13 protein-coding genes and 1 tRNA gene are annotated in these 10,365 nt (G+C 71.7%); 9 read left to right on the forward strand and 5 right to left on the reverse strand.

The window, feature by feature from the left end; translation table 11 throughout:
* Positions 1–65: 65 nt before the first annotated feature.
* Positions 66–245: a DUF4236 domain-containing protein gene (locus F8271_RS27015; RefSeq protein ID WP_030333600.1), complete on the reverse strand. Its 180-nt coding sequence runs from the start codon at positions 243–245 to the stop codon at positions 66–68.
* Positions 246–703: 458 nt separating this feature from the next.
* Here F8271_RS27015 and F8271_RS27020 point away from each other — a divergent pair, with 458 nt between their 5' ends.
* The 6 genes from F8271_RS27020 to F8271_RS27045 are packed head-to-tail and all read left to right on the forward strand — an operon-like array spanning position 704 to position 5,977.
* A complete protein-coding gene (locus tag F8271_RS27020) occupies positions 704–1,735 on the forward strand; it encodes an ABC transporter substrate-binding protein (RefSeq protein WP_151492676.1) in 1,032 nt (343 codons plus the stop codon).
* Positions 1,732–2,577 (forward strand): ABC transporter ATP-binding protein, encoded by an 846-nt coding sequence (locus tag F8271_RS27025; RefSeq protein ID WP_151492677.1) that lies wholly within the window; start codon positions 1,732–1,734, stop codon positions 2,575–2,577. Before F8271_RS27020 ends, F8271_RS27025 begins: the two co-directional genes overlap by 4 nt.
* Entirely contained in the window at positions 2,570–3,433 is an 864-nt protein-coding gene (locus F8271_RS27030; protein WP_151492678.1) for an ABC transporter permease, read from the forward strand. The genes F8271_RS27025 and F8271_RS27030 overlap by 8 nt, the downstream gene beginning before the upstream one ends.
* A 35-nt stretch (positions 3,434–3,468) precedes the next feature.
* Entirely contained in the window at positions 3,469–4,803 is a 1,335-nt protein-coding gene (locus F8271_RS27035) for an LLM class flavin-dependent oxidoreductase (protein ID WP_192580475.1), read from the forward strand.
* Positions 4,800–5,369, forward strand: coding sequence for a flavin reductase family protein (locus F8271_RS27040; protein WP_151492679.1), 570 nt, complete (start codon positions 4,800–4,802; stop codon positions 5,367–5,369). Before F8271_RS27035 ends, F8271_RS27040 begins: the two co-directional genes overlap by 4 nt.
* Positions 5,366–5,977: a malonic semialdehyde reductase gene (locus F8271_RS27045; RefSeq protein ID WP_151492680.1), complete on the forward strand. Its 612-nt coding sequence runs from the start codon at positions 5,366–5,368 to the stop codon at positions 5,975–5,977. The genes F8271_RS27040 and F8271_RS27045 overlap by 4 nt, the downstream gene beginning before the upstream one ends.
* A gap of 12 nt (positions 5,978–5,989) precedes the next feature.
* Here the strand turns inward: F8271_RS27045 and F8271_RS27050 are convergent, their stop codons facing one another.
* A complete protein-coding gene (locus F8271_RS27050) occupies positions 5,990–6,445 on the reverse strand; it encodes an Rrf2 family transcriptional regulator (protein ID WP_030333674.1) in 456 nt (151 codons plus the stop codon).
* A 7-nt stretch (positions 6,446–6,452) separates the two neighbouring features.
* Positions 6,453–7,445 carry an AraC family transcriptional regulator gene (locus F8271_RS27055; protein WP_151492681.1) on the reverse strand — a complete coding sequence of 331 codons (993 nt, stop codon included), beginning with the start codon at positions 7,443–7,445 and terminating at the stop codon, positions 6,453–6,455.
* 203 nt (positions 7,446–7,648) lie between these two features.
* On the opposite strand from F8271_RS27055, the gene F8271_RS27060 reads away from it, so the two are divergent.
* Positions 7,649–8,425 (forward strand): glucose 1-dehydrogenase, encoded by a 777-nt coding sequence (locus F8271_RS27060; protein ID WP_151492682.1) that lies wholly within the window; start codon positions 7,649–7,651, stop codon positions 8,423–8,425.
* 113 nt (positions 8,426–8,538) lie between these two features.
* Here F8271_RS27060 and F8271_RS27065 read toward each other — a convergent pair whose 3' ends face one another.
* Entirely contained in the window at positions 8,539–8,970 is a 432-nt protein-coding gene (locus F8271_RS27065; protein ID WP_007457244.1) for an SsgA family sporulation/cell division regulator, read from the reverse strand.
* 272 nt (positions 8,971–9,242) lie between these two features.
* Here F8271_RS27065 and F8271_RS27070 point away from each other — a divergent pair, with 272 nt between their 5' ends.
* The gene (locus tag F8271_RS27070; RefSeq protein ID WP_151492683.1) at positions 9,243–9,821 is read left to right on the forward strand and encodes a TIGR02611 family protein; all 579 of its coding nucleotides are present in this window, start codon (positions 9,243–9,245) and stop codon (positions 9,819–9,821) included.
* 50 nt (positions 9,822–9,871) lie between these two features.
* Positions 9,872–9,943 (forward strand) — tRNA-Val (locus F8271_RS27075).
* 3 nt (positions 9,944–9,946) lie between these two features.
* Here the strand turns inward: F8271_RS27075 and F8271_RS32635 are convergent.
* Entirely contained in the window at positions 9,947–10,117 is a 171-nt protein-coding gene (locus F8271_RS32635; RefSeq protein ID WP_192580476.1) for a hypothetical protein, read from the reverse strand.
* Positions 10,118–10,365 lie beyond the last annotated feature (248 nt).

Raw genomic sequence — 10,365 nt, forward strand, 5'->3', positions numbered from 1 at the left:
CTGGGCGGGGACGCCGAGCGGGGTGCCGGTGAATCACCGGCACCCCGCTCGACTCCCGGGATGTCTTACGACCGGGACTTGTCCTGCTTCCAGGACAGCGGACCCGGCAGGTCGACCCGGTGCGCCCGTGCCTTGGAGTTCCAGGACCAGCGCCCGATCTTGATGCTCCACGAGGAGAAGCCGTTCTCGGTGAAGTTCAGGATGATCGGACCGTACTTCTTGCGCTTGCGAAACATGAGGCCCATCGGAGGACTCCCCTCGTCACCGTTCCCTGCCGTGTCGAGATCGAACATTCCCGAACGGGCAACTTCTGAAACCCCTTCGGTGTCCGGCCTGGACGGTGCCGCTGCGGGGCCGTAAACCCCATCAAACAGATAGGTGTTGCGCGGCGGTAAACGCTGCTGGGGGCGTGTCGTAACATCGCCAGCGATACAAGTCTCACCTTCTGGAAGACCGTTGACCGGCAGATCCCACGGCCGGCAGCATGAGGTCATGTCGCAGCGGGACGAGCTCCTCCTCACCGCTTGCGTGCACGTCGACCTGGTCCGGCACGCGAGCGCGCTCTGTTGAGCTGACCGGTTCATCCGGCTCGGCTCCATCGCCGCACTCACACCGCTCGCCCGCTCATCGCGGAGCGGCGTGCCTCCACGCCCCGCATCCGGGCGTTCCTCGCTCCCATCGTGGACAGATCAGGAGACACCCCATGTCCCCACCCCGTCGTACCCTCCTGCGCGCTCTCGCCGCCGCCGCCACGTTGACCCTGCTCACCGGCGCGGCCGGCTGCGGCGGCGACGCCGAGGCCGGTGCCGGGCAGGCCACCGAGCTGCGTTACCAGGGCTCCGTCGGCCAGGTCACCCTCCCCGAACTCGCCGCCGACCTCGGCTACCTCGGCGACGTCAAGCTCAAGTGGATCGGCAACGTCACCGGCGGTCCGCAGGACATCCAGGCCACCGCCACCGGGCAGAGCGACTTCGGCGGCGCGTTCAACGGCGCGATCGTCAAGCTCGCCGCCGCCAACGCGCCGATCACCGCCGTGGTCAGCTACTACGGCTCCGACGCGCAGACCTTCCAGGGCTACTACGTGCTCGACGACAGCCCGATCCGCACCGCCCGCGACCTGATCGGCAAGAAGGTCGGCATGAACACCCTCGGCGCGCACGCCGAGGCCGTGCTCAAGACCTGGCTCGCCCGTGGCGGGCTCAGCCCCGCCGAGATCAAACAGGTCGAGCTGGTCGCCCTGCCACCGGTCAACACCGAGCAGTCGCTGCGGCAGAAGCAGATCGACGTCGCGGTGCTCGGCGGGGTGATCCGGGACAAGGCGATCGCCGGCGGCGGCATCCGCACCATCGTCACCGACTACGAACTGCTGGGCGCGTTCAGCGCCGGCACGTACGTCCTGCGCGACGACTTCATCAAACGCAACCCGGAGACGGTGAAGGCGTTCGTCACCGGGGTCGGCAAGGCCATCGAGTGGGCCCGCACCCAGCCCCGGGAGACCGTGGTCGCCCGGATGCGCGACATCATCGCCAAGCGCGGCCGCAACGAGGACCCGTCGCTCGTCTCGTACTGGAAGAGCAGCGGTGTCGCGGGCCGGGGCGGCGTGATCGGCGAGCAGGAGTTCGGCACCTGGATCGACTGGCTCGTCGCCGAGGGCGAGATCAAGGGCGACCGTCCGAAGCCCACCGACATCTTCACCAACCGGTTCAACCCGTTCGTGGACGGGGGCGGCGCGTGAGCACCGACAAGATCCTCTTCGACCGGGTGAGCAAGACCTTCCCGGTCCGCGCCACCCGGCGCGGCGACGCCGGCGCGGTCACCGCGCTGCACGAGGTGACCCTCGGGGTACGCCCCGGCGAGTTCCTGGTCGTCGTCGGCCCCAGCGGCTGCGGCAAGTCCACCCTGCTCGACCTGCTCGGCGGGCTCACCCGGCCGACCGGCGGGCAGGTGCTCGTCGACGGACGGCCCGTCACCGGGCCCGGCCTGGACCGGGGCATCGTCTTCCAGCAGTACGCGCTGCTGCCCTGGCGCACCGCCGCCGGCAACGTGGCGTTCGGGCTGGAGGCCAAGGGTGTGCCCCGCGCCGAGCGCGCCGACCTGATCGCCCACCACCTGGACCTGGTGGGCCTGCGCGGCTTCGCCGACCGCTACCCGCACGAGCTGTCCGGCGGGATGAAACAGCGGGTCGCCATCGCCCGCAGCCTCGCGTACGACCCGGACGTGCTGCTGATGGACGAGCCATTCGCCGCCCTCGACGCGCAGACCCGCGACTCGTTGCAGGACGAGCTGGTGCGCATCTGGTCGCGTACCGGCAAGACGATCGTGTTCATCACCCACGGCATCGACGAGGCCGTGTACCTCGGTCAGCGGGTCGCGGTGCTGACCTCCCGGCCCGGGCGGCTCAAGCAGGTCATCGACGTCGACCTCGGCGACCGGGACGCGGTCGAGGACGTCCGCTCCACCGACGCGTTCCGCCACCACCGCCATCAGATCTGGACGCTGCTGCGCGACGAGGTCCGCGCCGCCCAGGCGGCTGAGGGCACCGGCGTCCACCACACCGAGGAGGCCCGCGTTGGTTGACATCGCCGAACGTCCCACCCGACTGGCGGCGCCGCCCGCCGCGCCCGAGGTGGCCGGCCGCGTCACCCCCGGCCGAGCCGGGCGGCTGCTCGGCGTCGGCGCGAAGGTGCTGCACCGTACCGTCGCGATCGCCGCGCTGGCCGCGATCTGGGAGGGGGTGCCCCGGCTCGGGCTCGTCGACCGGGTGTTCCTGCCCCCGCTGTCGGAGGTGCTGGTGGCCTGGTGGGAGTTGCTGCGTACCGGTCAGCTCGCCGAGCACGTCGGCGCGAGCCTGACCCGGTCGCTGGCCGGGCTCGGCCTGGCGGTGCTCACCGCGATCCCGCTCGGGCTGCTCATCGGCTGGTACCGGCCACTCGCCGAGCTGCTGAGCCCGCTGCTGGAGGTGTTCCGCAACACCGCCGCGCTGGCCCTGCTGCCGGTCTTCGTGCTCATCCTCGGCCTGGGCGAAACCTCCAAGATCGCCCTGGTGCTGTACGCGTGCTCCTGGCCGATCCTGCTGAACACCATCGCCGGCGTGAAGGGCGTCGACCCGCTGCTGATCCGCTCGGCCCGCTCGATGGGGCTCAACCACCTGCGGCTGTTCCAGAAGGTGATCCTGCCGGCCGCGGTGCCGACCATCTTCACCGGCGTCCGGCTGGCCGGGGCGTACTCGATCCTGGTGCTCGTCGCGGCCGAGATGGTCGGCGCGAAGGCCGGCCTCGGCTACCTCATCAACTACGCGCAGTACAACTTCGCGATCCCCGACATGTACTCCGGGATCATGACGATCTCCGCCATCGGCCTGGTCGTCAACCAGCTCCTCGTCGCCCTCGAACGCCGCTTCTCCACCTGGCGCGTCGACGTATCCGCCGGATAGGACAGACACCAATGAGCCGGATAGGACGGACACCAATGACTCGTACCCTGCACCTCAACGCGTTCCTGATGGGCGTCGGCCACCACGAGGCGGCCTGGCGGCACCCCCGCACCGACCCGCGTCGGGTCACCGACGTCCGGCACTTCCAGGAGCTGGCCCGGATCGCCGAGCGCGGCACCCTCGACTCGCTGTTCCTCGCCGACGGGTTGTCGGTCGGGCCGAACCCCCGGCACAACATCCAGGCCGTCTTCGAACCGTTGACCCTGCTCGCGTCGCTCGCCGCGGTGACCGAGCGCATCGGCCTCATCGCGACGGTCTCCACCACCTACAACGAGCCGTTCCACGTCGCCCGCAAGTTCGCCTCGCTGGATCACCTGAGCGGCGGCCGGGCCGGCTGGAACATCGTCACCTCCGCCCAGGAGCGGGAGGCGGTCAACTTCAACCGGGACAGCCATCCCGCGCACGCCGACCGGTACCGGCGGGCCGCCGAGTTCGTCGACGTGACGATCAAGCTCTGGGACAGCTGGGAGGACGACGCGCTGGTCTTCGACACCTCCGCCGGGGTGTTCGCCGACACCGACCGGGTGCACGAGGTGGCGCACCGCGGGCCGGAGTTCCAGGTGCGCGGCCCGCTGAACATCCCCCGCGGCCCGCAGGGTCGACCACTGCTGGTGCAGGCCGGCTCGTCGCCGGACGGGATCGCCTTCGCCGCCCGCTACGCCGAGGCGGTCTTCACCGCCCAGCAGACCCTCGCCGACGGGCAGGGCTTCTACGCCGAGCTGCGCCGGCAGGTCACCGCCGCCGGCCGGGACCCCGACCTGGTGAAGGTCCTACCCGGCATCGCCCCGGTGATCGGCGGCACCGAGGCCGAGGCGCGGGCGTTGGCCGCCGAGCTGGAGGAGCTGATCGTCCCCGAGTACGCCCTCGCCCAGCTGTCCGGGATGCTCGGCATCGACCTCACCGGCCTGCCGCTGGACGGGCCGCTGCCGGAGCTGCCGGAGTCCGGCACCGTGCAGGCCCACCAGAGCCGCTACCAGCTCGTCACCGAGCTGGCCCGCCGGGAACGGCTCACCGTCCGGCAGCTGATCGGTCGACTCGGCGGCGGCCGGGGCCACCGGGTCGTGGCCGGCACCCCCGAGCAGATCGCCGACCAGATCGAGCTGTGGTTCACCCAGGGCGCCGCCGACGGCTTCAACATCATGCCGCCGCACCTGCCCGGCGGCCTGGCCGACTTCGTCGACCACGTGGTGCCGGTGCTGCGTGCCCGTGGGCTGTTCCGCACCGAGTACACCGGTGCGACGCTGCGCGAGCACTACGGCCTGCCCCGGCCGGCCAGCGCGTACGCCGCGCCGGCCCTGGTGTCGGCGTGACCACCGTGCAACGTCCGGCGACGGACGCCACCGAGCTGCTGCCGGTGGACCGGGACCTGTTCCGCGCGCTGCTGCGCCGGCAGGCCACCAGCGTCACCGTGGTCACCGCCGTGGCCCGGGCCACCGACCCGGCCTGCCTGGGCGGGATCGGCGCGCCCATCCGGGCCGGGTTCACCGCCACGTCGTTCACCTCGGTGTCCCTGGATCCGCCGCTCGTCTCGTTCTGCCTCGGGGTGGCGTCGTCGAGCTGGCCGGTGCTGGCCCGCGCCGAACACGTCGCGGTGCACCTGCTGGCGCACGATCAGCGGGACGCGGCGAGGATCTTCGCCACCAGCGGCATCGACCGCTTCGCCGCCTACCCCGACTGGGCGGCGGGCCCGTTCGGGGTGCCGTTGCTCGGCGGGGTGCTGGCCCGGCTGCTCTGCCGGGTGGTGCACCGGGTCCCCGCCGGCGACCACACACTGGTGATCGCCGAGCCGCTGGCGCTCGGTGACGGGGGCGACGGCGCCCCGCTGGTGCACCACAAGGGCGGCTACACGACCGCGGTCCCGCCGGTACCGGAATGACCGCGCCGGCCACGCCGGACCTGCTCGCGCTGGACCGGGCCGCCCAGGACCTGCTGTTCCGGGCGGCCCGTACGGCCGACACGTTCACCGCCGAGCCGGTCACCGACGCGCAGGTCGCGGCGATCCACGACCTGATCCGGTACGGGCCGACCGCGTACAACGGCCAACCGCTGCGGATGCTGCTGCTCCGGTCGGCGGCGGCCCGGGCGCGGCTGCTGCCGTACGTCTCGTCGAGCAACCGGGCGAAGACCGCCACCGCGCCGCTGGTGGCGCTGCTCGCCGCCGACGTGGACTTCCACCAGCGGTTGCCCGAGCTGTACCCGCACCGCCCGCAGGCCCGCGACTGGCTGGCCGACCGGGTGGCACGCGCCGAGCAGGCCCGCTTCAGCGCGACCCTGCAGATCGGCTACCTGCTGGTGGGCGTACGCGCTGCCGGGCTGGCCGCCGGCCCGATGGCCGGGTTCGACGCGGCCGGCGTGACCCGGGAGTTCTTTCCCGACGGCCGGCACGAGGCGCTGCTGTTGATGAACGTGGGCCACCCCGGCCCGGACGCCTGGTCGGAGCGGCTGCCCCGGCTCAGCACCGAGGAGGTGGTGTGGAGCCTGTGACGCGTGACCGGGTCAGCGGGGCTCCCACGCGTCGGGTAGGGCGGTGAGCTTGCGGACGTGGGCGGGCAGCCGGCCACTGACGATCTCGGCGAGGCTCACCTCGTCGACGACCCGCCGCACGGCGGCGCGCACCGCCACCCACAGGCCGGGCAGGTTCTCCGCCGAACCCTCGTACCGGGTCTCCTCCGGGCGCAGGCCGCGTACCCCGGCGAGAGGGCCCTCCACGGCGCGCAGCACCGCGCCGACGGTCACCTCGCGCGGCGGACGCGCGAGGGTGTAGCCACCCTCGGCGCCGCGCTGGGCGCGGACGATGCCGGCCCGGCGCAGATCCGCCAGGACGGCCTCCAGGAACTTGCGCGGCATGTCCTGCTCCGCGGCGATGGCCTGGGTGGACAGCAGCGAGGGGTACGCGGTGGCGAGGCTCAGCGCCGCCCGTACCGCGTAGTCGCCGCGCGCGGAGATCTGCACCCTGCCATCATGCCCGGCCGGTGCCGCCACCCGGCCCGGTGGGCGACCCGGTCCGGGTGCCGTGACCGCCGTTGGCCGGCTCGCCGGGGCTGCCCGGGCGGAAGCGGCCCCCGTTGACGCCGGCGGCCTCGGCCGGCGGTCGGGGGCGCACCACCCGGCCGGCGGCCGGCTGCTCCCGGGCCGCGCGGAACGCGCCGGGGCTGAGCCCGACCTCCCGGGTGAAGAAACGGCCGAAGTTGGTGGGCTCGGAGAACCCGAGTTGCCGGCCGATCTGGGCGATCGGCTCGTCGGTCGCGGCGAGCAGGCGGGCGGCCTGCAACGCGACCCGCTCGTCGATGACCTGCTTGGCGCTGCTGCCGGTGACGGCCAGGCACGCCCGGGTCAGGGTCCGTACCGAGCAGCCGAGCCCGGCGGCGTAGTCCTCCACCCGCCGGGTGACCTGGTAGCCGTGCTCCACCTCGCGGCGGAACCGGCGGAACGTCTCCACCTCGGGCCGGGGTGGCACCTGGTCGGCGTCGGGCAGGGTCAGCCGCAACAGCAGCACGGCGAGCTGGTGGCGCAGCAGGGCGCGGCCGGCCGGACTGTCGCCGTGCCGCTGACAGTCCACCGCCAACTGGCTGACCTCGGTGATCACCGCGTCCTCGTCCTCGCCGGCCAACTGCCGCCAGCTCGCCGGGGCGTCCGGGTCGACGTCGAATCCGCGCAGCGCCTCCGCGTCCCAGGCGACCACGGTGCCGTCGAACTGCGGGCCGGGACAGCGCAACACCTGACCGGCACGGATCCGCAGCAGCGTGCCGGGTCGGCACGGCAACAGGTGGAAGTCCAGCTCGGCGTCGCCGTGCCGCCGGGTGGTGAGGATCAACAACTCCCGGTCGACGAGCACCGGCCGACGCCAGCCGCGGTCGGGGGCCAGGTCGGCCAACGCGAACGTGGCGATCTCGTCGGGTACGGGTGACACCGTTCCGATCGGTGGCGCGGGGGAGGGACCGGTGGAGACCATCGCCTGCGACGGTAGCCCGAACCGCAGGTCACCGCATCCCGGTCGGGGTGCGCGGTGGCCCGGCCACGGCGGCACGGGCTTGTCCCGATCCCGGCGACCGGGCTACGTTACCCGGCGGTAGCGCCGTCCGGTCCGCGGTCCGCCGGCGCCCCGCCGGCCGCCCGACCGACCGGCGGACCCCTCCGACTCGCGATGGGATGGGCATGACGCAGCTGTTCTCGGTCGAACGCAAGACGGTTCTGGTCACCGGCGGCTCGCGGGGGATCGGTCTGATGATCGCCCAGGGCTTCGTCCGGGCCGGCGCCCACGTGATCATCTCGTCCCGCAAGGCGGAGGTCTGCGAGGCGGTCGCCAAGGAACTCTCCGCCGAGGGTCGCTGCGAGGCCATCCCCGCCGACCTGAGCGACGACGCCGCGGCCGAGGCGCTGGCCGCCGCCGTGCGGGACCGCTTCGGACGCCTCGACGTGCTGGTCAACAACGCCGGCGCCACCTGGGGCGCGCCGCTGGAGGACTACCCGGAGGCCGCGTTCGACAAGCTCTGGGCGGTCAACGTCAAGGCCGTCTTCCGGCTGACCACGGCGCTGCTGCCGGCGCTGCGCGCCGCCGCCAGCGCCGACGACCCGGCCCGCGTGATCAACATCGGGTCGATCGACGGCATCCGGGTGCCGTTCATGGAGGTGTACGCGTACTCGGCCACCAAGGCCGCCGTGCACATGCTCACCCGCAGCCTCGCCCACCAACTCGCCGGCGAACAGATCACCGTCAACGCCATCGCACCCGGCCCGTTCGAGAGCAAGATGATGGCGTTCGCGCTGAACGACCCGGCGAGCCGCGCCAGCATCGAGCAGCAGGTGCCACTGGGCCGCATCGGCCGCCCCGACGACATGGCCGGCACGGCCATCTACCTCTCGTCGCGGGCCGGCGCGTACCTCACCGGCGCGGTCATCCCCGTCGACGGCGGCATCACCACGCACGGCTGAGCACCGGCCGACCGGGGCGGACTGTCCGCGTACCCCCTGGGTGTGCCGGAGCCGCGCGGACTCGGCAGATCCGCGCGGCCCCGGTTGGCCGGTGTTGCCCTTTCGGGCGGTGATCAGCGACCGGCGAGCAGCCGGTTCACCGCCGTGTCGACGTCCAGGTGCTCGGCCTCGCGGCCGCGCGGGACGACGACGTACGTCCGTCGAAGGAATCGCACCAGGACGCTGCGCGGCACCTCGAAGAGGGCGTTGCCGTCCGGTGACGACAGGGCCAGCGCGACGAAGTCGCCGCGCGGGGTGGCCCAGGGCCAGACCCGCACATCCCCGATGCCAGCCGGCTCGTCCAGGCCGGTGACCAGGAGTTCGCGAGCGAACGACCAACTCACCGCCTCACCCCCGGCCGATTCGGCATGGAACAGGACATGGACCGCATACGGGTCAGCAGGGTCGTAACGCAGACTGGCACGCACCGGCAAGGCGGTGGCGTCAGGTGCGACGAGCCTTAGCGACGTCTCGACCTCTACGGTCGTCGGTCGAATGACACTCATGGACGTTCTCCCCCCGGCACCGCTGCGGAACGCGCGTGTCCCGCTTTTCCATACTCAGGTGCTACTCCTGGCTACGCTCCGCCATACGCTGACTTCACCCAGTGGTGGGAAGGGGGACGGAAAGGCCGCGTGAATGTGAGGATTCATGTAGGATTTCCGGTTCTGCCCAGTGCGTGATACCGCCCGGCATCGGGTGGCTCAGTCGTCGACTTACTCCGGTAACGTCCAGTCGGCCGTTGCAGTGACGGGCCCGCGCGACACTGGGGGGTGAAATGGTCACGAACCGATCCTCAGTGGATCCGCCCGCGACGTCCGGCCCGCCGAACGTCGCGGCCCGAAAAGCCGAACAGCGGGGGTACGCAGTGCCGATGGAGCAGCCCGAGCGACCCGGACGGTCGACGCCCGACGCCGGCCGCCCCGGCGGAGTCCTCGTCGTCGAAGACCCGCCGCAGCGCCCCCACTGGCGGCGACGGATCTCGATGACCCTCGACGTGATCCGGGCCAACCCCACCGGCCGGATCGCCCTCAAGATCTTCATCGCGATCGCCGGGGCGCTCGTCGTGACCATCGGCATCGCCCTCATCCCGCTACCCGGGCCGGGCTGGCTGCTGGTCATCGCCGGCCTCGGCATCTGGGCCGTCGAATTCCACTGGGCCCGCCGACTGCTCGGCTTCACCCGCCGGCACGTCCACGGCTGGACGCGATGGGTGACAAGGCAGTCAATCCTGGTGCGAATCCTGCTCGGCGCCGTCGGGCTGGTCTTCGTCGGCACCGTGGTGTGGCTCTCCCTCAAGTACAGCCTCGGCATCGACGTGGTGGCCGCGGCGATGCACTACCTCGCGACGCACTGACCCCGGATTTCCGGTCTGGTTCCACGATCGGGTAGAGTCAACGGCGCTGAGGGCGATTAGCTCAGTGGGAGAGCGCTTCGTTCACACCGAAGAGGTCGCTGGTTCGATACCAGCATCGCCCACTCTCAGTTTTCGCAGGTCAGCAACACGGCGCCGTCTTCGAGGCGCAGCATGGTGCGCGAAGATTCGGTGCTGGTTGGTGGTTGCGGTCCGCCGGTGTTCGGGTGGATCGTGATGGGGTTCGTCGTGGTCGACTCCGAATCCTCTGTGGTGCTGACGAGCCTGTAGGTCAGCATGGTGGTGGAGGGCTTCCACGGGAACCGTGGATTGGTGCCTTGAGCCCGAGCGTCAGACTTTCGAATCTCTCTGCCCTCCCCACGACGGACGCTGTGGTCCGCGTGTGAGGGAGGCTGGTGAGGGAGTGTCAAGTTAACGGCTGATCTTGGTTGTTGAGGTGGTCAGTCGTTGGCCGGGGTGAGCCGGCCCTCGAAGGCGATCTGGAAGGCGTTCAGGGGTGCTTTCCAGCGCATGGTCCAGCGGCGGC

This window comes from Micromonospora sp. ALFpr18c, from assembly GCF_008868155.1.
In the GTDB taxonomy this organism is placed as follows: Bacteria; Actinomycetota; Actinomycetes; order Mycobacteriales; family Micromonosporaceae; genus Micromonospora.

Coding starts and splice junctions, on each gene's coding strand:
- F8271_RS27015 (WP_030333600.1), bottom strand. CDS start 245: ATGGGCCTCATGTTTCGCAAGCGCAAGAAGTACGGTCCGATCATCCTG.
- F8271_RS27020 (WP_151492676.1), top strand. CDS start 704: ATGTCCCCACCCCGTCGTACCCTCCTGCGCGCTCTCGCCGCCGCCGCC.
- F8271_RS27035 (WP_192580475.1), top strand. CDS start 3,469: ATGACTCGTACCCTGCACCTCAACGCGTTCCTGATGGGCGTCGGCCAC.
- F8271_RS27045 (WP_151492680.1), top strand. CDS start 5,366: ATGACCGCGCCGGCCACGCCGGACCTGCTCGCGCTGGACCGGGCCGCC.
- F8271_RS27055 (WP_151492681.1), bottom strand. CDS start 7,445: ATGGTCTCCACCGGTCCCTCCCCCGCGCCACCGATCGGAACGGTGTCA.
- F8271_RS27060 (WP_151492682.1), top strand. CDS start 7,649: ATGACGCAGCTGTTCTCGGTCGAACGCAAGACGGTTCTGGTCACCGGC.
- F8271_RS27065 (WP_007457244.1), bottom strand. CDS start 8,970: ATGAGTGTCATTCGACCGACGACCGTAGAGGTCGAGACGTCGCTAAGG.
- F8271_RS27070 (WP_151492683.1), top strand. CDS start 9,243: ATGGTCACGAACCGATCCTCAGTGGATCCGCCCGCGACGTCCGGCCCG.
- F8271_RS32635 (WP_192580476.1), bottom strand. CDS start 10,117: ATGCTGACCTACAGGCTCGTCAGCACCACAGAGGATTCGGAGTCGACC.